This is a genomic window from Rummeliibacillus sp. POC4 (assembly GCF_003576525.1).
In the GTDB taxonomy this organism is placed as follows: Bacteria; Bacillota; Bacilli; order Bacillales_A; family Planococcaceae; genus Rummeliibacillus.
Window position 1 is genome coordinate 1 of record NZ_QWUA01000069.1, and the last position, 21,274, is coordinate 21,274.

A 21,274-nucleotide genomic window follows, 5' to 3' on the forward strand; every position below is an offset into this window, starting at 1 on the left:
TATTTCATAGGCGATGGAGAAAAAACATACATAATACTATAGGTTTAAAATATATTCTGCCTATTAAAAATTAAAAGGTGGTTTTGATTTTTTGTGATTAAGCCAAAAATTTTGATATTGGGTGCTGGGTACGGAGGTTTAATGACGGCTATAAATTTGCAGAAAAGACTTCGATCTAGGGATGCAGAAATTACGCTTGTCAATAAAAATTCCTATCATTATGAAACTACATGGTTACATGAAGCATCTGCCGGGAATTTAAAACCGGAACAAGTACGTTATGAAATAAAAGACGTTTTACATAAAAAAATAATATTCAAACAAGCAACTGTAGAAAAAATTGATATCCATTATAAAAGTGTTCAAACCAATCAAGGTGAATTATATTATGATTATTTAGTAGTAGCACTTGGCTTTGAAGGAGAAACGTTTGGAATCGATGGATTGGACAAATATACTTTTGGTATAACAAATGTTAATGATGCTCGTAAAATTCGGGATCATATTCATACACAATTTGCGGAATGGGCATCTCAAGAATTATTTGAAAAAGATGATGCTTTATTGACGATTGTTGTTGGTGGCGCCGGTTTTACCGGGATCGAATTTATAGGTGAACTAGCAAATAAAGTACCAGAATTATGTAGAGAATACGATGTTCCAAGAGAAAAAGTCAGTATTATATGTGTGGAAGCAGCTCCTTCGATATTGCCAATGTTTTCAGAAACACTTGTAAATTACGCGGTAGATGTACTAACAGATAAAGGCATTGAATTTTCAGTGGGTACACCTGTTGTACAAGCGACAAAAGAGGGAGTCAAGATTAAGAAAGGCCCCAACCAATTTGATTTCATCAAGGCGGGTACTGTTGTATGGGCAGCTGGCGTAAGAGGACCAAGGGTTGTAGAAGAATCTGACTTACCTTCAAGGCGTGCTCGAGTCGCGGTTGAAGAAGATTTAAGTGTACCAGGTTATCAACACATATTTATGGTTGGGGATTGTGCATTTTTGGTCAATAGAGAGACAGAACGCCCATATCCGCCAACTGCTCAAATTGCAGTGCAACAAGCCAATACAGTCGCAAGAAATCTAGTGGCTTTAGTTAAAGGCAAAGAAACAAAACCATTTATACCAGATTTAAAAGGAACTGTATGTTCACTAGGTGGTAGCGATGCAATTAGCAATGCATTTGGCAAAGAAATTACGGGTAAAACTGCTTATATTATGAAAAAAGTAATTGATAATCGTGCATTATATTTAATAGGCGGTTTAGGTTTAGTTTTAAAAAAGGGGAAATTGAATCCCTTTAAATAATTGTATGGTTTATATTTTCGTCGGATAGGATGACGTTGGAAAGGTTAAATGAGCAAGTTAAGAAAGCAGGTCAATCCTTAAAATTGACGTAGATTCTTTAACTTTCTTACTTTGTTGAAGGATGAACTGGTAAGAGGTGATGTATATGAACAGTAAAGATCGCTCACGAGTCTGGCTTGGTGTAGCTGGATTAGTTGAAAATGAAAATGGTGAATGGCTTGTTGTGATGAAGCGCTATGGCGGATTAGATGGAATGTGGTCATTACCAGCAGGGTTTGTAAAACCAGGCGAAACAATCGATCAAGCCTGCCATCGTGAATTACAAGAGGAAACGGGCATCAAGGCATCGATGCAAGGGTTAGTAGGATTACGAACAGGTGTTATTCATAATGATATAAGTGATACGATGGCTGTGTTTTATCTAACTGCTAATACACAAGAGCAACAGATTAAAGTGCAATTAGATGAATTATACGAAGCTTGTTGGATGACACCACAAGCTTTAAAGAATGATAAACGTACGTCACTTATGTTAATGCAGATAGTAGATTTTCCACTAAGAGCTTTACCTGCTACGATGGAAGGAATAGATAGAGAAAATGTATTTGGATATACTGACTACAAACTATTCTTCTAATTTACAGATTTTTGACAAAGTCATAGAAAAACATACCTAGTCATTGAAAGCCTTGTCTCAATCAGTTACACTAATGTGAGAGAATATGGAGGTTTCAAACATATGACAGGTGGATTTTCTATTATCCAATTAATCCTATCCATGCTAATTTTCTTAGTTATGTTCTTTGGAATTGGATTCTTATTAAATATGTTACTTCGATCAACTTGGTTTATGGCTATTCTATATCCAATCGTCGTAATTTTCATTGTGGATGATGTTAGTTTCTTAGATTATTTCTTTAAAGCTGGTACAGCATTTTCAGCTTTAGGACATAAACTAATTTCATTGCAACCTGCAGATATACTTATTCTTGCTAGCGGTCTAGTGGGAGCGATTATTTCTGGTATTGTAATGAAAATTTTACGTAGAATGGGTTATCAAATGTTTTAACATAAAGCAGTGGGCATTTATTTGGCTCACTGCTTTTTTCTTATGAGTAGGGAATAGGGTTTCAAACTGTATATATGATGATGGAAATTAGTATACCAGTTAAGCAACCAAAAAAAACTTCGATTGGACGATGACCAAGTAAAGTTTTTAAATCTTCAATCTTTTGAACGGGGTTTTTATCAGGGGATTCCTTAGATTTTATGATAAACGTTTGAAAGTCTTTACGCATTTGATTGATCACAACGGCTTGCTGACCTGCTTGGTAACGAATACCTGTTGCATCAAACATGACAATAACAGAAAAAATAACACATATAGCAAACAGTGGAGACGAAAGTCCATACTCAAAGCCAATGCTTGTTGTTAGCGCAGATACGGCTGCTGAATGAGAGCTTGGCATACCACCTGTTGAGGTAAAGAGTCCCCAATCCATTTCTTTAGTAGCGATAAAATGAATTGGGATTTTCACAAACTGTGCAATTAAAATACCGAATAGTGCAGCTAGCAAAGGGGTGTTGTGTAGAAGTTCCATAATATCAGCACCTTTCAGCTTTTACTTTTAAAACGATTAAGCAATTGTATTTACTATCAGAACTGTTACTTGCATTTAATATAGCATAGAGGAAATGATGGTTCATCTTTTAAATAATTTGTAATCATTTTTGAAGGTAGCAAAGTTTTAGTGAACTGAGTTACCCTGGAGAGAAAAACGAATTATATTTCAAAGAATAGATGATAATGATTAGGATTGAGAGGAAACTGTTCAAATCTATTTTAAGAAATTGTTGAATTTTCTAATAACAAATATTTCGAATGCCGAATTAGTTTGGTATAATATAAATAATAATACGGGAAAGAGGTAAAAAAATGCTTATCGATAAAAGTGTCAAAAGTTTTGAATCTGCTGATGCAGAAGTATTAATTGTTGGTGTATCTAAAAATCAAAACAACATATCTAATTGGGATAAATTTGTTGAATTCTTTGGTCAACCAATTGAACAATGGATTAAAGATGGTGACATTCAAACAAGTGAAAAGGCGATTACCAAGATTCCGGTATTTACATCAAACACCAAAGTAAAACGTTTTATTTTCGTTGGTTTAGGAAATCGCAAAACATTAACACCTGAAGTATTACGTGAAGCATTTGGACATGTAGGGAAAGCACTAAGTAAATTGAAAGTAAGCTCTATGAATATCTGGGTGGATTCCTTCGAGACAGATGAAATCCCAGCTTCTGATGCAGTGATTATGGCAGCAGAAGGTATTCTAATGGGTTCTTATAAAGTAGAAAATTACAAAACAACATCCAATGCTGTAGATGTTGCTTTAGAAAATGTATCTTTCATCACTGACAAGGATATCGATGAAATTGTAGCAGGTTTTGAAGTTGGAGAAATTTATGCATCTGCAGTAAACGAAGCTCGTACATTGATCAATAAACCTGGAAATATGCTTACTTCTGCTAAATTAGCTGACTATGCTGTTGAACTTGCAGAGCAATACGGCTTTGAAGTTGAAATTTTGGATAAAGCACAGCTTGAAGAACTTGGAATGGGTGCTATTCTTGCTGTCAATAAGGGTTCTAAAGAAGAGCCACGTATGATTACGCTCAAATATAAAGCTACAGAAAAATGGGAAGATGTTATAGGATTTGTTGGGAAAGGAGTTACCTTTGATACTGGAGGTTATTCCATCAAATCTAAAGCTGGTTTAGTAGGTATGAAAGGTGATATGGGTGGAGCAGCTGCAGTTTTAGGTGCAATGCGTATCATTGGTGAATTACGACCAAACAAAAATGTAATTGGTGTAATAGGATCAACGGATAATATGATTTCTGGTGATGCATTTAAACCTGATGATGTGATCACAACATTTAGTGGAAAAACAGTTGAAATCTTAAATACTGATGCAGAAGGACGCTTAGTCCTTGCGGATGCTGTTGCTTATGCTAAACAACAAGGGGCAAATTATTTAATTGACTTGGCTACATTAACAGGTGGAGTTATTACAGCTCTTGGTTACGATAAAACTGGTGCTCTTACAAATAACAAAGCATTCTTTGATGCATTCTTAGAGGCATCTATTGAAACGGGCGAGTTTGTATGGCAATTACCATTAACAGAAAACGACAAAAAACGTATACGCAAAAGTGATGTAGCTGATTTGAATAATTCCCCAGGTAGAGATGGGCATATGATTTTTGGTGGTGGATTTATCGGAGAATTTGCGGGAGATACTCCATGGATTCACTTGGATATTGCAGGTACTTCTGACGCTTTAAGTGAATACGACTTGGGACCAAAAGGTGGAACAGGGGTTATGGTACGTACACTTGCTACCTTTGTTGAACGTCTAGCACAAGAAGATTTGAAATAATAGGCAACGTCCTAGCTTTCTCGCCTATTCATACATAGGATAGAGCGAGAGGAGGATGACAATGTATCCATTTTATCCATATGGTGGAGGCTTCGGAGGTTTTGGTGGACCATTTTTTGGCGGCTTTTTAGGAGGATTAGTCGGATCAGCATTTCGTCCATACCCCCCTTATTATTATAATAGAGGGCCATTCTATCCACCATATTATAGAAGACCGTTCCGACCTTATAGACCTTATTGGTAATAAAAAAGCTTTTACCTACTCTCGCTTAGTGGGTAAGAGCTTTTTATCTTAGAGGAGATTATGCCATGAGATGAGCTATTTTACTAGAAATATTCCTTAGTTGCTCTTGATAGTTAGCCTAATTTTTAGCTATTATGGTATAGGAATGAAATACATAAAAAAGAGGAAATAAAGCAATGAAAAATCCATATCTTTACGGATATTTGCCACTAATCACAATTATTCTGTTTAGTTTAACATTTGGCTTATTTACAGTGACAGAGTCTATTGTGTTATTCAAATCAATTGGCGTATATTCAGGAATGCGAGAATTTTTATCTGAAATTCAAATGCGTATCTTTTTATTAATAGTCTTCGCATTATGTTATTTTATGTTGTTCTCAGCATTGAAATTAATCGGAGAAACTATTCATGAGCTAGCTATGCTCTTTTTTTCAAAAGATTTAGATGGAAAAACTGTACATGAAGCGCGTGGTGGGAATGTTATCTTTTTCTTTGGAGCATTAGCTTCAGCAATCGGTATTCAGTCGTTTTGGATCTTGCTAATTATTTTTATCGCTACAACGTTTATTTATTTTGTATATGTTATTTATAAATTAAGTAACTATATGACATTTGGGGCTACAGTCGGTGTTATGCTATTTGAAATTGTCATATGGTTTGTCTTTTTAACATTAATCATTTATGTCGTATTTAAATTATATAATGGCATAGTATCAAGCTTACCGTTCTCATAAAGAGTAAAAAAGCTATTCGAAAAAGTGTTCGAATAGCTTTTTATATTAATCATTCATGATACTTGAAAAAATACGATGATGAATTTTTTCTTTTTCAAGTCCTTGCATATTTTGTGGTCGATCAAATCCAATCCACACAGCAGATGTATAACGATTTGTTAGACCTGCTAACCAATAGTCCCGATAGTCATTGGTGGTTCCTGTCTTAGCGCCAACATATGGGGCATTAACATTAATACCAACACCTGTACCGTGTTTAACAACATCAGACATTAAAAATCTAATATGTGAAACTGTACTAGGGTTCCAAACTTGTCGAGAATGTTTACCCCATTTATAAAGAACGTTACCGTTACTATCTTTTACACTACGAATTGTATGTGTAGGAAGATAATCCCCGTCGATAAAACTAGTATAAGCATCTGCTAATTCTGCCGATGTAACACCATGTGTTAATCCTCCAATTGCAGCGGCGTAGGTACGATCTTGTTTTGTTAAAGAATCGAATTGGAATGGCTTTAAATAAGAAAAGGCCTTATTAATGCCAATTGTATCAAATAGACGCATAGCCACTGTATTATAACTGTTGCGGAAACCTTGCTGAATTGTTACATTTCCAAGAATTTGACCACCATAGTTTTGAGGGCAATAGGTTCCTTTACAGAAAGGTGCACCACTAACATATGTATAGGGTGTAGCTTTTGTCTCTTCAAAATAAGGTGCATAGTCGATCAGTGGTTTAAAAGCTGAACCAGGCTGACGAGTTCCTTGGAATGATCGGTTATAATCATATTTTCTATAGCCTTTACCAGCGTAGACGCTAATAATTTCACGCTTATCATTATCAATGACAACAGCAGAAGCTTGTAAATTCCCTCTACTTGCTAAAATACGATCAATATTTGATGTATCAGTTGCTTGTTTAGTAGGTGATAAGGCCGTTTCGATTGTGAGACCTTCACTTAGTAATTTGTTAACGCGTTTTGTAAGTTTTGTATTGATAGCTTTTCTTTGTTGTGAAGTTTTTGCAGATTGTAACTGTCTATTATAGCCTTCTTTCGATGCAATAAGTGAACGGAATTCATTCATTACATATGTGCTATAAGCAGGGTACAGTTGCTTTTTCTTCTTCAATTTGATAACAATTTTTTCTTTTTTAATAGTATCAGCTTCATTTTTTGATAAAACACTTTTTTCTACTAGTTTATCAATCAAACGCTCTTGTCTTTTTTTCGTATATTTGAAATGTCTCAATGGATCATATAGTGATGGATTATTAGGAATGGCGGCTAAAAAGGCCATTTGTGCTTTAGATAATTGAGCAACTGGTTTGTTGAAATAATAAGTAGCAGCGCCATTTATACCATAAGTGCCATTACTAAAATACATTTCATTTAAATACATGTTCAAAATTTCATCTTTAGTAGTCTTACGCTCAAGTTCATAAGCATAAAAAATTTCAAGCATTTTACGTTCATATGTTTTTTCTGAAGATAGATATCGCATACGAACAAGTTGTTGCGTAATTGTACTACCACCTTGAGATGATTCTCCGCTTGCATTATTGGCCATAAATGCTCGAGCTATAGCAGTCAGGTCAAAACCAATATGTTGATAAAAATCTTCATCTTCACTATAGATAAATAATTTCTGAGCAAATTCAGGTATATCGGCAAGTTTTAATGGTTTTCTCCATTCTGTATATTCTTCAGAAAAGACTTTTCGATTGCGATCCTTAAGAATTGTTGGAACTAACACATTAGGAGCATCTAATTGAATGTTTGCTGTAAATTGTTTTTCAAAAGCTTTGGCGGTTTGTAATTCAGTTGAAATTTTTCCAAAAAGAAAAAATAGCAGAGGAAGACTACAAATTATAATAAGGCTACCTACTACTTTTCTCAAAAGTATCCTCCTCATTCATTTCTATGTATATTTCATCATCAACTAACAGAATAGCACATTTTTATTTGGATGGTGAGAAAAAAAGGAATTTTTAACAGCGAATGAGGTGATTTCAATTTAACGAGCATAACTGTCTTAAGTCTCGAAAATGAAAAAAGCTTTCGTTTATGTTAGACTAGGACGAGATGTAGTTATGAAAAGAATGGATATCTTGTTTAAATAACCTTCTGAAACCATATATCTTTACTTTTCGATACAATTAAGTTAATTTCATAATGCAATTTTACATCAATACCAGGCCTGTGGAAGCTGGCTGCAGCGAAACTTGAAATAATTCGTATTTAAAATAAAAATCTATTTATGAAATTAGCTAAATTAAATAATATAAAATTTAAAGGAGATGTAATTATGTATCCACAATTATCATCTGAAGTAGCCGAAAATGAAGTATTAGTAGAAATGAAAACAACACTTGGTGCCATCAAAATCAAGTTATTCCCTGAACAAGCACCAAAAACAGTTGAAAACTTCTTAACACATGCAAAAAATGGCTATTATGAAGGAATCATTTTCCACCGTGTTATAAAAGATTTCATGATTCAAGGCGGCGACCCTACTGGTACTGGTATGGGCGGTGAAAGTATTTATGGTCATTCTTTTGAAGATGAATTTGCACCGGAATTGATGAATCTTCGCGGAGCACTATCTATGGCAAACGCTGGTCCAAATACAAATGGTAGTCAATTCTTTATCGTTCAAATGTCTGAAGTTCCTGCGAATATGATTGGACAAATGCAAGATGCAGGTTTCCCAGAAGAAGTGATTAATGCATATAAAGAACATGGTGGTACTCCATGGTTAGACGGAAAACACACTGTATTCGGTCAAGTAGTAGAAGGCATGGATACTGTTGATAAAATCGCTAATGTTGAAAAAGGTTTCCAAGATAAACCATTGGAAGATGTTGTTATTGAGTCTATTAAAGTTATTGAAAAATAAGGAGACGTATGAATTATGAATCTTTGGATTTTAAATGAATTCTTATACTTTCCGGACAATAAAGCAGAATATATTCCTGCAGTACTAGAAATGGCAATTATTCTTATTTTATGTATCCTTGTTTTTAATTTTTTTAGAAAGAAAGCAAAAAGAGATTTAGAAAAAACAAGAGAAATTGAAGAAAAAATCTTAAAAGAAAAAAACTCTTCTCATAAGTGAGACCGTTTCATCATTTGATTCTGTTTAAAATATTTTCTTCCATTAACATTTAACAAAATCAAAACAAAAAGGGGCTGGGACGAAAGAGTTTTAGCCAATGAAAAATCCGAACAATAATGTGAAACTCTATTTAAAGTTTCACATTTGTTCGGATTTTCTTTTTATTCATATCTATTAAAGGCTAATCAGGATTTTGTACAAAGGGACGAACTTTTAATATATATTTCTTCAGTATATTCAATTTTGTGTTCCGTTCCGGACGGCGCTTTCCGCGGGCTTGGCTTCAATCTCCTCGTCACTACGTTCCTGCGGGGCTTTCAGCTCAAGCTATTCCCGCAGGAGTCGCCATCCTACACTCCACACACCATTCTATATGATGGTCATCAACAAAGAATCGTATTTTCTCAAAGAAAGACGCTTGATGAAATTGATTCTATAAATTCAATTGTTCGGATTTGGAAAGCACTAATTTTGTTCTGTCCCAGCCTCTTTGTTTTTTTCTGCTTTTAGCAGTTGTCCCGATACGACAAATGTTTTTAAATCACTGTCTACTAATAATGTTATGCTTTGAACGCTTTTATAAAACGACTTATTCCATCTTCTACAGTCGAACGGGCACATCCTACGTTCATACGTAAAAAACCTTTACCTTGCTCACCGTATTTGGTTCCGGGTTCAAGTGCTAATTTTCCGATTGTGAGCAATCGATTCATTGCTTCTTCTTCAGTTAAACCTGTATCTCGATAGTCAATCCACAACAAATATGTGGCTTGAGGCTTCTGAATTTTAATGCCTGGAATTGCTGTAGTTAATCTTTCTATAACTAAGTCCATATTAGATGAGATATATTCTAATAGGCGATCTAGCCATATGTCACCTTCCTCTGAATAGACAGCTTCAACGGCAGTAGCTGCAAAAATAGATAATCCCATTCTTGCATGTTTAGCTGCATTTTTTTTCAATTGTAGCCTTTTTTGTTGATCTGGAACAATTATCATAGCAGCCTGAATTCCTGCAATATTAAATGTTTTAGTAGGAGCGCAACAAGTAATGATGTGATTTTGCAATTCTCCTGCAACTTTTGCAAGGGGGGTATGTTTTTGACCATCAAGCATTAAATCTGCATGGATTTCATCAGATAAAATAAGGACATCATTTTTGACACAGATTTGGATTATTTTCTTTAGAGTATGTTCTGACCACTCAATGCCACCAGGATTGTGAGGATGGCATAAGATGAATAGTTTTACATCTGCCTCTTGTGTGATTTTCTCAAATTTTTCAAAATCAAAAGAATAATCCCCCTCTTTTTCTAGCAAAGGACATTCTTTTACAATACGATTTAACCTTTTAGGCACCGTGAAGAAAGGAGGGTAAATAGGTGGTGTTACTAGAATAGCATCACTTTCCATAGTAAAGGTTTCAATGATGGAAGCAATTGCTGGTACGACTCCTTCATGATATAAAACCCATTTTGGTTCTACATGCAGATTATGACGCTTTTCCATCCAATTAGTGAATGCATTTGTACAAGATTTACTTTCAAAGGAGTAGCCAAATACAGGATGATCTAATCGTTTTTTAAGCGCATTAATAAGTACTGGTGGAGCGGCAAAGTCCATATCCGCAACCCACATGGGGAGTACATTAGTTGCATCTTCTAGGTGGAAAACAGTCGAAATTTTATCCCATTTAATAGAATTTGTCTTTAATCTATTTTCTACATGATCAAAATTATTCAATCGAATCCCTCTTTTCTTTTTTATCTTTTTCAATTATGTTATCATAACGAATATAATAGGAAAGCAAATAAGGTGAATTCGATGGAAAATATTGAGATGAATAGAAATGCCATACGCACTTTAGAAAATTGGAATCCTTTTAATTTAACTGATTTTAGTTATGATACAGAAGCGGCAGACGTAGTAGCAGCGTTACAGTATATAGATGATCCTTCAGAATTGGGTAAATTCATACAAAATATATATGAACAATCTTTTGATCAATGGATACCTATTGAAAAATGCATAGATATATCTTATAAATTATTAGCTATCAAGTTCGAAGCTAAATGCATATTGTAATATAAATAATTTTTATAGAATATTTTGCGTATTTAGAATTGTCTTTATTTCTGTATCAAACTATCAAATTAAATAAAAGAAGCGATAGGCATCTTCAGTTCGTACCAAGGTGCTTATCGCCGAGATATTATATTAGGGTAATATGAAATTTAATAGAAACATCAATACATAGTTAGACTATATCGTGATGATTACCTGCCTTTTTTGGAATTCCATCTATTAAATTTGAAACTGGCACTTCAAGGGCATTTGAAAGCTTTAATAATGTTTGTTCTGAAGGTATATCTTCGCCTGTTTCGTAGCGGGCCAGTTTTTCTACCCCTACACGAGCTTTTAATGATAACTCATCTAAAGTAAGATTACGCTCTTTTCGTAGCATCTTTAGTTGAGTCTGAAGATTCTCTTTCATCATAATAAAGCACCCCTTTAATTTAATGATTAATGTATTTTCATACATAAGAAGCACGGTACACCGCTTTAAAATAAGTAGTATTGTGAAGTACATTATATCATGTTTTAGAACAGAAAAATTAAGTACTAGTGACAAAAATTAGAATATTTTTATTATTTTACTTATAAACGATTTGTTGTTGAGGTGAATGCTTGATTAAATTTTTAAAATTTTCTAATTATTTATAGAGCTATTTCTGTTATTCATTATATTTTATATTCCGGAATTTTTGCCCGTAGTATGGGACTATGCTATAATTACCGTGAAAACACGTATATAGTAGCAATGGAAAGTAGGAAGGGCAAATGGTAAAAAAATTCGAAGTAGGAGATGTCCTTACTGGAAAAGTAACTGGTATCCAGCCATATGGCGCGTTTGTTGCATTAGATGAGAACATTCAAGGTCTAGTGCATATTTCTGAAATTACGTATGGTTTTGTAAAGAACATCACTGATTTTATGAAGATTGGCGATGAAGTTCAAGTGAAGGTGCTTGAAGTAGATGAAGACGCTAAAAAAATAAGTTTATCAATTCGTGCTTTACAAGAACGCCCGCCAATGAAAAGAAAAGATTTACCACCTCGAAAATCCCTGCAAGATCGTGTAGATGAAAAAGATTCTGTTGGATTTAATTCTTTGAAAATCAAGTTGCGCGATTGGATTGAAGAATCAGGTATTAAGTAAAAACAAAAGCTATTTCGTAAATCTGAGCGAAATAGCTTTTGTTTTTATTTTCTTATTTTTCTAATCCGATATTGTAAGTTTTGTCGGCTCATGCCAAGTGCTTCTGCAGCCTTTGTGACGTTATGATTGTACTTATCAAGAACTTTATTTAAATAATATTCTTCTGCTTCTCTTAAATAGTCATCGAGTGGCAACAGTTCCTTATGACTCTGAAAAACAAAATCTTCAGGGCTTTTTGTAGAAGATTTATATGATTGCATTTTCCATTTAAAATGTATTGGTAATAGTTCATATGTTATTTGTTCTTCATTTGTCACCATAGACATAATATCATCCAGTAAAATTTCTAATTCCTTTAAATTTCCTGGCCATTCATAATTCATAAATAATTGCTTAACTTCCTTTGATAATCCCTCTAATCTTATCCCAAAACGATGTGCATATCGTGTTAAATAATCATCTACAAATGGCTGTATATCTTCTTTCCGATTGCGAAGTGGTGGAACATTTATTGAAACAGAAGCGAAGAAATAGTATAGCTCTTTCAATAATTCTCCAGAGGCTATTAAGTCAATTGGATCTCCGCCGATACTTGCGATAAAAAGATGTGAACTTTGTCGATGTTCTTCCAGTAATGCTAGACAATCTTTTTGCAGTTCAAGTGACAAATACTCTATTCTTTCACAAAAGATTGTACTGTTGTCATTTACATTCAATTGTCCTTTTAATCGTTCAATGATAGCTTTATCTGAGCGATGGCAAAAGAATGTCTTAAAGTTTTCAGTATTGGAAGTTGTAAAGTAATGCATAGCCTCTGCGATTAAATCTTTTCCAGTACCGGATTCACCTATTAGTAGTACAGGTAGTCTAGTAGTTGCAGCCTTTTTTGCTGTTTCGATTACTTCTTGCATTGCTTCGGAAACTGCAGTGATTACATTAAATGTAATAGGTTCTCCATAGCGTCTAAGAGGTTGGTATAAAAGTTTTTCTAATGTAGTAATATCACGCGCTATTTCTACCGCACCAATTAGTTGATCGTCTTTTATTATGGGATAAGTGTCATTAATCGTTGTAATCTCTTGTCCATTATGATTCCAATAGGTTTGTTTAATATTGAAAATTGGTTTCATTGTTTGCAATACTTTCAGTAAAGTACTGTCTTCCTTTTCAAATTGAAAAATTTCCAAAATTGAACGATCTCGAATATCTGTTAGATGAAGTCCTTCGATTTCCTTCATTTTTTTATTGTAAATAATGGTTTTACCCATTGTATCGATAGCATGTATTCCAACAGATGCATGTTCAGTAGCAAATTTGTAAAAGGTCAATAATTCCTCTTTGTTTTTATCCATTTTATCACCTGAAAAAATTTAGATTATTTTGATAAATATCACTTGAAAAACGCAATAATATTTTGCATTATTATAAGTGTAAACTACAAAGTAATGCAAATATTTTTTGCACCTTTATTCACAAAGGAGGATATGAAATGATTCCGTACACAACAGAACCATTAACTGATTTTTCCGTTGAGGAAAATCGACAAGCGTACCAAGAGGCATTAAAAAAAGTACAAAGTGAGCTTGGTAAAGACTATCCTTTAATCATCGGTGGGGAACGCATAACAACAGAGGATAAAATTGTATCTTATAATCCTGCAAAGAAAAATCAGGTTGTAGGAAACGTGTCGAAAGCAAACCAGGAGCTTGCTGAAAAAGCCATGAAGGTGGCTGATGAGGCATTTAAAACATGGAGTAAAGTAGAACCAGAAGTACGTGCAGATATTCTTTTCAAAGCAGCTGCTATTACGAAACGTCGACGTCATGAAATGTCAGCGTGGATGACAATTGAAGCTGGAAAACCATGGACTGAAGCAGACGCAGATACAGCAGAAGCTATTGATTTTATGGAATACTATGGTCGTCAAATGCTGGAACTTAAAGATGGGAAACCAGTTCAAAGTCGTCCTGGTGAATATAATAAGTATAGATATATACCATTAGGGGTAGGCGTAGTTATTTCACCTTGGAATTTTCCTTTTGCAATTATGGCTGGTACGACTGTAGCAGCTTTGGTAACGGGAAATACGGTTTTATTGAAACCGGCATCTACAACACCAATTATTGCGTATAAATTTATGAAAATTCTCGAAGAAGCAGGATTACCAACGGGGGTTGTAAACTACATACCAGGTTCCGGTTCGGAAGTGGGGGATTATTTAGTAGACCATCCTCGTACACGTTTTATCAGTTTTACAGGATCGCGCGATGTAGGTCTTCGTATTAACGAACGTGCAGCTGTTCAAAACAAAGGGCAACTATGGATAAAACGAGTAATTGCTGAAATGGGTGGAAAAGATACGATTGTTGTAGATAAAGAGGCAGATCTTGAATTAGCTGCTCAATCTATTGTTAAATCTGCTTTTGGCTTTAGTGGTCAAAAATGTTCAGCATGTTCCCGTGCAGTAATTGTAGAGGATGTTTATGATCAGGTTGTTGAGCGTGTAGTCGAATTGACAAATGCATTAAAAGTTGGAGACCCAACAGATTATAATCACTTCATGGCAACAGTCATTGATGAGGCTGCATATAAAAAGGTAACGAGCTACTTTGAAGTTGCCAATGAGGAAGGGCGTATTGTAGCAGGGGGGACTGCTGATGATTCAGTGGGCTACTTCGTCAATCCAACTGTAGTGATAGATGTTGCACCTAATGCAAGGTTGATGCAAGAGGAGATTTTTGGACCAATTGTAGCCATTTCTAAAGTAAAAGATTTCGATGAAGCAATTGAAGTTGCAAATAATACAGAGTACGGTTTAACAGGTGCTGTAATTTCCACAAATCGTAATCATATTGAGAAAGCACGTGAGGAATTCTTTGTTGGAAATCTTTATATTAATAGAGGTTGCACAGGGGCCATTGTAGGGTATCAACCATTTGGTGGTTACAATATGTCGGGGACTTGCTCAAAAGCAGGTGGACCAGATTTCTTAACTTTACACATGCAGGCTAAATCAGTATCGGAAACACTTTAATAGACTAGCATTTTAATTAGCGGGCAACTAGATTCTTATTTTGCCTGCTTTAATATAGAAGATTATGAATGTAATAGTTTGTCACTGCATAAGGGGGGATATGAAATGACAATCACTAGTTCAGAAAAAATTATTGATCAGACAAATAAGTATGGTGCCAAAAACTATTTACCACTTCCGATTGTTATATCTGAAGCAGAAGGGGTTTGGGTAAAAGATCCACAAGGTCATAAATATATGGATATGTTAGCGGCTTATTCAGCCGTTAACCAAGGCCATCGTCATCCGAAAATTATTCAAGCATTAAAGGAGCAAGCAGATCGAGTAACATTAACTTCTAGAGCTTTTCATAACGATCAACTTGGTCCGTGGTACGAATTAGTAAGTGAATTTACTGGTAAAGATATGGTGCTCCCTATGAATACCGGAGCAGAAGCTGTTGAAACAGCATTTAAAGCAGCACGTCGTTGGGCATATGATATTAAAGGAGTAGAAGAGGATAAGGCAGAAATAATCGCATGTAATGGGAACTTCCATGGCAGAACTATGTTAGCGGTATCATTAACGTCTGATCCAGAATATCGTCGTGGTTTTGGCCCGCTACTACCGGGGATTAAACTTGTCGACTTTGGCGATTTAGAAGCATTAAGAGCAGCAATTACACCAAATACAGCAGCCTTTCTTGTTGAACCAATTCAAGGGGAAGCGGGTATCATTATTCCACCTGCTGGATACCTAAAAGCGGCCTATGAGCTTTGTAAAGAACATAATGTATTATTTATTGCTGATGAAATTCAAGTGGGTCTTGGTAGAACTGGTAAAATGTTTGCATGTGAATGGGAAGATGTAAATCCTGATATGTACATTTTAGGTAAAGCGTTAGGTGGAGGTGTATTCCCAATTTCTTGTGTTGTATCAAGTGCAGAAATTTTGGGTGTATTTAATCCGGGATCACATGGTTCAACATTTGGTGGAAACCCTATGGCCTGTGCGGTTTCTATTGCTGCATTAAATGTTTTGCGTGATGAAAAACTTGCAGAGCGCTCACTAGAACTAGGACAATATTTTGTTGAAGAGTTAAAGAAAATTGATAATGATGTGATTAAGGAAGTTAGAGGGCGAGGCTTATTTATAGGGATGGAACTTAATACAGAAGCACGTCCATATTGCGAAAAATTAATGGATTATGGCTTGTTATGTAAAGAAACTCACGATACAGTTATTCGCTTTGCTCCACCATTAGTCATTGAAAAAAAAGAGTTGGAATGGGCCTTAGATAAAATACGTGAAGTATTTAAAAAATAATTATAAATAGTCAACATAGCTTTAGAACTATGTTACAATGAAGCCAAACTAATTGCTATTTACGACAATAATTAAGAATAAAAGAGGCGAAAAAATCAAATGGCAGAAAATCTAAACCTGTTTACATCTACACAGTTTGTTATAAAAGAAGCTCTTCAAAAACTTGGTTATGATGAAGCTATGTATGAACTTTTAAAAGAGCCACTTCGAATGTTAGAAGTTCGAATCCCAGTGAAAATGGACGATGGTTCTGTGAAAGTATTTACAGGTTATCGTGCACAACATAATGATGCTGTGGGTCCTACTAAAGGTGGCGTTCGCTTTCACCCTCAAGTTACTGTGGATGAAGTAAAAGCTTTATCTATGTGGATGACTTTAAAAGCAGGTATCGTTGATCTACCTTATGGTGGTGGTAAAGGCGGTGTCATTTGTGATCCACGTCAAATGTCCATGGGAGAAGTAGAACGATTAAGTAGGGGTTATGTTCGTGCTACAAGTCAAATTGTTGGTCCGACAAAAGACATTCCTGCTCCTGATGTATTTACGAACTCTCAAATTATGGCTTGGATGATGGATGAATATAGTAGAATTGATGAATTCAATTCACCTGGTTTTATCACAGGAAAACCAATTGTGTTGGGAGGTTCGCAAGGCCGTGATCGTGCGACAGCACAAGGGGTTACAATTATTATTGAAGAAGCAGCAAAACATCGTAATATTGATATCAAAGGTGCACGCGTTGTAATTCAAGGGTTTGGAAATGCAGGTAGCTTTTTAGCTAAATTTATGAATGATTTGGGTGCAAAAGTCATTGGTATTTCTGATGCATATGGTGCTCTATATGATCCAGATGGACTGGATATTGACTACCTACTAGACCGTCGTGATAGTTTTGGTACTGTGTCTACTTTGTTTGAAAATACAATTTCTAACCAAGAGTTACTTGAATTAGACTGTGATATTCTTGTACCAGCTGCAATCGAAAATCAAATTACAGCGGAAAATGCGCATAATATTCAAGCTAAAATTGTAGTAGAAGCTGCAAACGGTCCAACTACAACTGAAGCAACTAAAATTCTAAATGATCGTGGTATTTTGTTGGTTCCAGATGTATTAGCAAGTGCTGGTGGGGTGACAGTATCTTACTTTGAATGGGTACAAAATAACCAAGGATACTATTGGTCTGAAGATGAAGTTAACGTAAAATTGAAGAAGAAAATGGTTGAAGCATTTGAAAATGTTTATAATATAGCATCTACTCGTCGTATCGATATGCGCCTAGCTGCATATATGGTAGGAGTTCGCAAAACTGCAGAAGCCTCAAGATTTAGAGGTTGGGTCTAATAGTAAAATTGTAAAGGGCCGGAGAACAGAAAGTGTTCTTCGGCCTTTTTTGAATGGTTATTAATACGTTAAGTAAAGAGGATATAATAGGAGAATTCTAAAACCTATTAATCCGATTAACCGTGAATAGGGATAGAGAAACTACATTGCTATGCTTTATACACTTTTTAATGGACGAACATTATCTTTTACAACGCGGTGTGTTTTGTTTGGCATAAATAATGCACCTAAACTTAATAGACCACCAATAGCTATTATTGTATAAATTGCACGTGCTGCAAAGCTAGCCTGTCCGTCTCTAAAAAGAGTTGCAACAACATCAAATTGGAATATTCCAATAAGCCCCCAATTAAGTGCGCCAATAATAGTGAGGAAGAGAGCAATCCTTTGTAAACCGTTCATTAAATCACCTCCATAACTATTTTGTGGTATTTATCTAAAAATCATTCAATTACAGAAAATAAAAATGCGAAGAGTTATTAAAATACTCTTCGCATAAGAATTGTTTGAAAAGGGATTAAGTTTAATTTAGCTCTTCGGGTCTGTCACTTATATGTTTCCATTCTTGAATGCCATTATCTTCGTCAAATGAGATATGAACAGTTGAAACATTTTTTTGTGAAAGTATTATTTCTACTAGGTGATCCCGGATATCGTCTACGTAAGCAAAACTTAAAGTAGATTCAACTTCTGCGATTAATTCGACATGAAGAAATTCGCCTTCTTTAAGGACGACCAATTTTTTTATATCATGGATATTCGGATCATCTAATACTAAATGAGCGATGTGGTTAAGCATTTCTTCGTCTGTTTCGCCAATTACACCACGTGCGTTTTCTAAAAATACTACGCCTACTACATAGAACATCATTATACCGATTATAATTGATGCAATACCTTCAGCTTGTAAAAAGCCTGTAAAATGAGAAATGATTACGGCTAAGAATGCAAGAACACCGCCAGATGTAGCCACTAAATCTTCCATAAATACTAATTTGGTAGCAGGTTTTGCACTACTTAAATGAGTAAATGCTTTTGGAATAGCTGATATGGCATTAACTTTTATCCCGGCATCATGGGCAATTTCTTTTGATGCTTTCATTAAAACGGATCCTTCCATGATAATGCCAATTCCTAATACTAATAAACTAATCCACATTTTAGATGATTCAGCTGGATGTTGAATTTGATGCCAACCTTCTAAAACTGTTTCGTAAGATAATATCCCAACTATTAATACAGCTCCTAAGCAAACTAAATTCACTACACGGCCAAAACCTTTTGGAAACTGACGTGTTGGAGCTTTTTTTGATAATGCAGAACCGATGTATACGAAGAATTGGTTTGCTGAATCTCCAAGTGAATGCATCATTTCTGCGAACATTGCGACATTTCCCGTAAAGAAATAAGCAACCGCTTTTATAAGTCCTAAAAATAGATTAACAAATGCTGCGAGTAGGGAAGGTTTATTCCCATGCTTTAAAAGTTTCCAAATATCTTTCATCGTCTAACCCCTTAAGATAAAATTTCTATTTCTATTTCTTCTGTATAAGGAAGTTTTTTTATTTCATTGTATAAAGAGATGGTATCAAGATTTGTTGACAATGTTGAAAATTTTAAATTGATTTGGTGTTGTATTTCATTGTTTGATAATCGGACATCCTTTATACGAATATTATCCACTTCCATATTATTGTTATTTAGATATTTTAATATACTTTGAATATCGTTTGCGTCTTTTAAATAGAGAAGGAGAGCGACATCCTTTGTACGTATTCGCTTTGGTCCAATTATAAAGAAAAGAGGAGCAATAATTTCTACGCCAATGAGAACTAGTACAACAGCAGTAATTGCTTGCAGGTAAAAACCGGCTCCAACAGCAATTCCTATAGCAGCTGATCCCCATATCATTGCAGCAGTTGTTAAACCGCTTATACTATCGTTTCCTTTTCTAAGAATAACACCTGCACCTAGGAAACCAATTCCGCTAACAATTTGAGCTGCTAATCGAAGCGGGTCCATTGAAATAGTAATGCCTGTTACGGGTTTTGTGTTTAAAACAGATTCTATAGATATTATTGTTAAAAGGCAACTAAAAGTGGCGATAACAAGACTAGTTTTTAAACCAACAGGCTTTCTTTTTAATTCTCTTTCAATGCCAATCCCTAAACTTAAGGTAGCTGCAATAATCAGTTTTAAAATCGTTTCATATGTAAGTGAATTTTCGACCAGTGAATTCAATTAATTATTTCCTCCTTTCAATATTCATCTTGCTTTAAAATATTTATAGCTTAAAATGATAGGCAGGATATACTCTTAATTGTATAACTCGAATGGCGAAAAACGCTATATGTTTTTGGGGGTGATTTAGATAGACAAGCCAAAAGTTCACCCGTTAATCGCAATTTTAATAGGTGTGTTTTCTGTATCAACATCTGCAATATTAGTAAAACTGGCTGATGCAGACTCCGGTGTAATCGCCTTTTACAGAATGTTATTTTCAGTGCTCATAATGGCTCCAGCTTTTTTAACCCATTATAAAAATGAAGTTTTAAATATTCAGAAGCGAGATTGGCTTTTTTCAATTATTGCGGGGGTGTTTTTAGCCTTTCATTTTATATTATGGTTTGAATCTTTACGCTATACATCTATAGCTAGTTCGACAGTCCTTGTCACTTTACAACCGTTATTCGCTATAGGAGGTACATATTTTTTCTTTAAAGAACCAATAGTGTTCAAGACGATTATCTCAGGATTAATCGCAATAGCAGGTAGTGTGTTGATTAGTTGGGGAGATTTTAAAGTTGGCGGCTTGGCGTTTTATGGAGATATGTTGGCGTTAATAGCTTGTGCGTTAGTAACTGGCTATATGTTATTTGGCCAAGATGTTAGAAAAAGGGTTTCACTCACTACTTATACAATCATTGTATATAGTACGAGTACCTTTACTTTATTCTTTTATGTTCTTTTTAAAGGGGAATCATTTGGTCCTTATCCAACAATGGATTGGATTTGGTTTATTTTATTAGCAATTGTGCCAAACTTACTTGGACATAATCTCTTTAATTGGGCTATAAAATGGGTTTCAGCAAATGTCATTTCAATCGCTATTTTATTTGAACCAGTAGGTGCATCGATTCTTGCATACTTCATTTTCAATGAATATTTAGTAGCCACTCAAGTTTTTGGCGGTATAATTGTCATTGTTGGTATAACTCTATTTGTAATTGATGAATCTAAAATCAAAAAATTATTTCAAAAAAACTATTGATTTATGCATAAAGATGAGGTATATTAATACATGTCGTTAAGACATGAAAGAAAATTAAATATCTCATCTTTTTATCTTGAAAAAACTTTTTCAAAAAAGTAATTGACAATAAGATGTTAAAATGATAAGATGTTTAAGTCGTCGAAACAACGACAAGATATGAACCTTGAAAACTGAACAAGCAAGATGTTAATCAATAAACTTTGTTTTTAACTTTTGTTAAAAATGAGGACAAACAA

The 21,274-nt window shown here is 34.7% G+C and carries 22 protein-coding genes; 14 read left to right on the forward strand and 8 right to left on the reverse strand.

Going from position 1 to position 21,274, the window contains the following annotated elements:
- The first annotated feature begins 93 nt into the window (after window positions 1–93).
- The 3 genes from D1606_RS15245 (at window position 94) to D1606_RS15255 (ending at window position 2,383) form a co-directional block, all read left to right on the forward strand.
- The gene (locus tag D1606_RS15245) at window positions 94–1,314 is read left to right on the forward strand and encodes an NAD(P)/FAD-dependent oxidoreductase (protein ID WP_119416873.1); all 1,221 of its coding nucleotides are present in this window, start codon (window positions 94–96) and stop codon (window positions 1,312–1,314) included.
- Window positions 1,315–1,459: 145 nt separating this feature from the next.
- On the forward strand, window positions 1,460–1,951 hold the full coding sequence (locus tag D1606_RS15250; RefSeq protein ID WP_119416874.1) for an NUDIX domain-containing protein: 492 nt from the start codon (window positions 1,460–1,462) through the stop codon (window positions 1,949–1,951).
- Between the two features lie 102 nt (window positions 1,952–2,053).
- On the forward strand, window positions 2,054–2,383 hold the full coding sequence (locus tag D1606_RS15255) for a YuiB family protein (protein ID WP_119416875.1): 330 nt from the start codon (window positions 2,054–2,056) through the stop codon (window positions 2,381–2,383).
- A gap of 61 nt (window positions 2,384–2,444) precedes the next feature.
- Here D1606_RS15255 and D1606_RS15260 read toward each other — a convergent pair whose 3' ends face one another.
- Complete coding sequence (locus D1606_RS15260) at window positions 2,445–2,915, reverse strand: divergent PAP2 family protein (RefSeq protein ID WP_119416876.1); 471 nt, start codon at window positions 2,913–2,915, stop codon at window positions 2,445–2,447.
- A 335-nt stretch (window positions 2,916–3,250) separates the two neighbouring features.
- Here D1606_RS15260 and D1606_RS15265 point away from each other — a divergent pair, with 335 nt between their 5' ends.
- From D1606_RS15265 to D1606_RS15275, 3 genes are all read left to right on the forward strand, one after another.
- Window positions 3,251–4,762, forward strand: coding sequence for a leucyl aminopeptidase (locus tag D1606_RS15265; RefSeq protein ID WP_119416877.1), 1,512 nt, complete (start codon window positions 3,251–3,253; stop codon window positions 4,760–4,762).
- Window positions 4,763–4,823: 61 nt separating this feature from the next.
- Window positions 4,824–5,006 (forward strand): hypothetical protein, encoded by a 183-nt coding sequence (locus D1606_RS15270; protein ID WP_369973817.1) that lies wholly within the window; start codon window positions 4,824–4,826, stop codon window positions 5,004–5,006.
- Window positions 5,007–5,182: 176 nt separating this feature from the next.
- Entirely contained in the window at window positions 5,183–5,743 is a 561-nt protein-coding gene (locus tag D1606_RS15275) for a DUF5366 family protein (RefSeq protein WP_119416879.1), read from the forward strand.
- Window positions 5,744–5,788: 45 nt separating this feature from the next.
- On the opposite strand, the gene D1606_RS15280 is transcribed toward D1606_RS15275, so the two are convergent.
- Complete coding sequence (locus tag D1606_RS15280) at window positions 5,789–7,645, reverse strand: transglycosylase domain-containing protein (protein ID WP_119416880.1); 1,857 nt, start codon at window positions 7,643–7,645, stop codon at window positions 5,789–5,791.
- Between the two features lie 408 nt (window positions 7,646–8,053).
- On the opposite strand from D1606_RS15280, the gene D1606_RS15285 reads away from it, so the two are divergent.
- Together D1606_RS15285 and D1606_RS15290 are read left to right on the forward strand one after the other, a co-directional pair.
- Window positions 8,054–8,644, forward strand: a complete 591-nt coding sequence (locus D1606_RS15285; protein WP_119416881.1) for a peptidylprolyl isomerase — start codon at window positions 8,054–8,056, stop codon at window positions 8,642–8,644.
- 15 nt (window positions 8,645–8,659) lie between these two features.
- The gene (locus D1606_RS15290; protein WP_119416882.1) at window positions 8,660–8,863 is read left to right on the forward strand and encodes a hypothetical protein; all 204 of its coding nucleotides are present in this window, start codon (window positions 8,660–8,662) and stop codon (window positions 8,861–8,863) included.
- Window positions 8,864–9,423: 560 nt separating this feature from the next.
- Here the strand turns inward: D1606_RS15290 and D1606_RS15295 are convergent.
- Window positions 9,424–10,605, reverse strand: a complete 1,182-nt coding sequence (locus D1606_RS15295) for a MalY/PatB family protein (RefSeq protein ID WP_119416883.1) — start codon at window positions 10,603–10,605, stop codon at window positions 9,424–9,426.
- A gap of 81 nt (window positions 10,606–10,686) precedes the next feature.
- Here D1606_RS15295 and D1606_RS15300 point away from each other — a divergent pair, with 81 nt between their 5' ends.
- Window positions 10,687–10,947, forward strand: coding sequence for a DUF1871 family protein (locus D1606_RS15300; RefSeq protein ID WP_119416884.1), 261 nt, complete (start codon window positions 10,687–10,689; stop codon window positions 10,945–10,947).
- 172 nt (window positions 10,948–11,119) lie between these two features.
- Here the strand turns inward: D1606_RS15300 and D1606_RS15305 are convergent, their stop codons facing one another.
- On the reverse strand, window positions 11,120–11,359 hold the full coding sequence (locus D1606_RS15305) for a helix-turn-helix domain-containing protein (RefSeq protein ID WP_367269470.1): 240 nt from the start codon (window positions 11,357–11,359) through the stop codon (window positions 11,120–11,122).
- A gap of 344 nt (window positions 11,360–11,703) precedes the next feature.
- Between D1606_RS15305 and yugI the strand changes: the two genes are divergently transcribed.
- Window positions 11,704–12,081, forward strand: a complete 378-nt coding sequence (gene yugI, locus D1606_RS15310) for a S1 domain-containing post-transcriptional regulator GSP13 (protein WP_119416885.1) — start codon at window positions 11,704–11,706, stop codon at window positions 12,079–12,081.
- Between the two features lie 44 nt (window positions 12,082–12,125).
- Here the strand turns inward: yugI and D1606_RS15315 are convergent, their stop codons facing one another.
- The gene (locus D1606_RS15315; protein ID WP_119416886.1) at window positions 12,126–13,433 is read right to left on the reverse strand and encodes an AAA-type ATPase lid domain-containing protein; all 1,308 of its coding nucleotides are present in this window, start codon (window positions 13,431–13,433) and stop codon (window positions 12,126–12,128) included.
- Between the two features lie 137 nt (window positions 13,434–13,570).
- Here D1606_RS15315 and pruA point away from each other — a divergent pair, with 137 nt between their 5' ends.
- From pruA to D1606_RS15330, 3 genes are all read left to right on the forward strand, one after another.
- Window positions 13,571–15,115, forward strand: a complete 1,545-nt coding sequence (gene pruA / locus D1606_RS15320; protein WP_119416887.1) for an L-glutamate gamma-semialdehyde dehydrogenase — start codon at window positions 13,571–13,573, stop codon at window positions 15,113–15,115.
- 105 nt (window positions 15,116–15,220) lie between these two features.
- Window positions 15,221–16,420 (forward strand): ornithine--oxo-acid transaminase, encoded by a 1,200-nt coding sequence (locus D1606_RS15325; protein ID WP_199670768.1) that lies wholly within the window; start codon window positions 15,221–15,223, stop codon window positions 16,418–16,420.
- A gap of 99 nt (window positions 16,421–16,519) precedes the next feature.
- Complete coding sequence (locus D1606_RS15330; RefSeq protein WP_119416888.1) at window positions 16,520–17,764, forward strand: Glu/Leu/Phe/Val family dehydrogenase; 1,245 nt, start codon at window positions 16,520–16,522, stop codon at window positions 17,762–17,764.
- A gap of 156 nt (window positions 17,765–17,920) precedes the next feature.
- On the opposite strand, the gene D1606_RS15335 is transcribed toward D1606_RS15330, so the two are convergent.
- From D1606_RS15335 to D1606_RS15345, 3 genes are all read right to left on the reverse strand, one after another.
- Complete coding sequence (locus D1606_RS15335; protein ID WP_119416889.1) at window positions 17,921–18,166, reverse strand: DUF378 domain-containing protein; 246 nt, start codon at window positions 18,164–18,166, stop codon at window positions 17,921–17,923.
- Window positions 18,167–18,287: 121 nt separating this feature from the next.
- On the reverse strand, window positions 18,288–19,268 hold the full coding sequence (locus tag D1606_RS15340; protein WP_119416890.1) for a cation diffusion facilitator family transporter: 981 nt from the start codon (window positions 19,266–19,268) through the stop codon (window positions 18,288–18,290).
- 11 nt (window positions 19,269–19,279) lie between these two features.
- On the reverse strand, window positions 19,280–20,005 hold the full coding sequence (locus tag D1606_RS15345) for an MgtC/SapB family protein (protein ID WP_119416891.1): 726 nt from the start codon (window positions 20,003–20,005) through the stop codon (window positions 19,280–19,282).
- A 130-nt stretch (window positions 20,006–20,135) separates the two neighbouring features.
- Here D1606_RS15345 and D1606_RS15350 point away from each other — a divergent pair, with 130 nt between their 5' ends.
- Complete coding sequence (locus D1606_RS15350) at window positions 20,136–21,035, forward strand: DMT family transporter (protein ID WP_119416892.1); 900 nt, start codon at window positions 20,136–20,138, stop codon at window positions 21,033–21,035.
- Window positions 21,036–21,274 lie beyond the last annotated feature (239 nt).

Excerpts from the sequence above, each read along its gene's own strand:
- pruA (WP_119416887.1), top strand. The coding sequence starts at position 13,571 with ATGATTCCGTACACAACAGAACCATTAACTGATTTTTCCGTTGAGGAA.
- D1606_RS15265 (WP_119416877.1), top strand. The coding sequence starts at position 3,251 with ATGCTTATCGATAAAAGTGTCAAAAGTTTTGAATCTGCTGATGCAGAA.
- D1606_RS15305 (WP_367269470.1), bottom strand. The coding sequence starts at position 11,359 with ATGATGAAAGAGAATCTTCAGACTCAACTAAAGATGCTACGAAAAGAG.
- D1606_RS15270 (WP_369973817.1), top strand. The coding sequence starts at position 4,824 with ATGTATCCATTTTATCCATATGGTGGAGGCTTCGGAGGTTTTGGTGGA.
- D1606_RS15340 (WP_119416890.1), bottom strand. The coding sequence starts at position 19,268 with ATGAAAGATATTTGGAAACTTTTAAAGCATGGGAATAAACCTTCCCTA.
- yugI (WP_119416885.1), top strand. The coding sequence starts at position 11,704 with ATGGTAAAAAAATTCGAAGTAGGAGATGTCCTTACTGGAAAAGTAACT.
- D1606_RS15330 (WP_119416888.1), top strand. The coding sequence starts at position 16,520 with ATGGCAGAAAATCTAAACCTGTTTACATCTACACAGTTTGTTATAAAA.
- D1606_RS15250 (WP_119416874.1), top strand. The coding sequence starts at position 1,460 with ATGAACAGTAAAGATCGCTCACGAGTCTGGCTTGGTGTAGCTGGATTA.
- D1606_RS15335 (WP_119416889.1), bottom strand. The coding sequence starts at position 18,166 with ATGAACGGTTTACAAAGGATTGCTCTCTTCCTCACTATTATTGGCGCA.
- D1606_RS15260 (WP_119416876.1), bottom strand. The coding sequence starts at position 2,915 with ATGGAACTTCTACACAACACCCCTTTGCTAGCTGCACTATTCGGTATT.
- D1606_RS15275 (WP_119416879.1), top strand. The coding sequence starts at position 5,183 with ATGAAAAATCCATATCTTTACGGATATTTGCCACTAATCACAATTATT.
- D1606_RS15300 (WP_119416884.1), top strand. The coding sequence starts at position 10,687 with ATGGAAAATATTGAGATGAATAGAAATGCCATACGCACTTTAGAAAAT.
- D1606_RS15255 (WP_119416875.1), top strand. The coding sequence starts at position 2,054 with ATGACAGGTGGATTTTCTATTATCCAATTAATCCTATCCATGCTAATT.
- D1606_RS15285 (WP_119416881.1), top strand. The coding sequence starts at position 8,054 with ATGTATCCACAATTATCATCTGAAGTAGCCGAAAATGAAGTATTAGTA.
- D1606_RS15290 (WP_119416882.1), top strand. The coding sequence starts at position 8,660 with ATGAATCTTTGGATTTTAAATGAATTCTTATACTTTCCGGACAATAAA.
- D1606_RS15315 (WP_119416886.1), bottom strand. The coding sequence starts at position 13,433 with ATGGATAAAAACAAAGAGGAATTATTGACCTTTTACAAATTTGCTACT.
- D1606_RS15325 (WP_199670768.1), top strand. The coding sequence starts at position 15,221 with ATGACAATCACTAGTTCAGAAAAAATTATTGATCAGACAAATAAGTAT.